Source organism: Streptomyces sp. SID13726, from assembly GCF_010548375.1.
GTDB lineage: Bacteria > Actinomycetota > Actinomycetes > Streptomycetales > Streptomycetaceae > Streptomyces.
In genome coordinates this window covers 1-422 of the sequence record NZ_JAAGLY010000553.1, presented here as the reverse complement: position 1 = coordinate 422, position 422 = coordinate 1, and the positions used below count along the sequence as shown (strand labels likewise).

The 422-nt window shown below is 78.2% G+C and carries 1 protein-coding gene; it reads left to right on the top strand.

The window, feature by feature from the left end; translation table 11 throughout:
- A partial coding sequence (locus G3I78_RS49085; RefSeq protein ID WP_164437153.1) for a hypothetical protein occupies positions 1 to 327 on the top strand: 327 nt, incomplete at its 5' end.
- Positions 328 to 422: the final 95 nt, after the last annotated feature.

The following is a 422-nucleotide window of genomic DNA, read 5'->3' as shown; positions in this document are numbered from 1 at the left end:
ACCGGGCGGGTCGCGCGCCTCTGGCACGACGCGGACGGCGCCTCGCCACCGGTCGGGCACCTCGTGACGCGCGTGTGCACGCACTGGGACACCGTCGGGCCCTACGCCTTCCCGCGGCACGTGAACCCCGAGCCGCGCGTGCAGTGGCGCGCCCACCTCGACGACGCCGACCCGGCCCTGGCCGAGGACCTGTACAGCGACGACCCCGAGGCGCCGCCGCTCCCCCGCGAGGACGGCGACGGCCTCGTCGTGCGGGGGCGACGGCTGCGGGTCGAGTGGCTCGACGGCGAGGAGGCGGCCGCCGCCTGGGCACAGCACGGCTGGTGACGGACCGTCCGAGCGGTCGACGTCCGCCCCGCGGAGACGACGACGGCCCGCACCCTCGAGGGGTGCGGGCCGTTGCCTCAGGGGTGGGGGTGCGG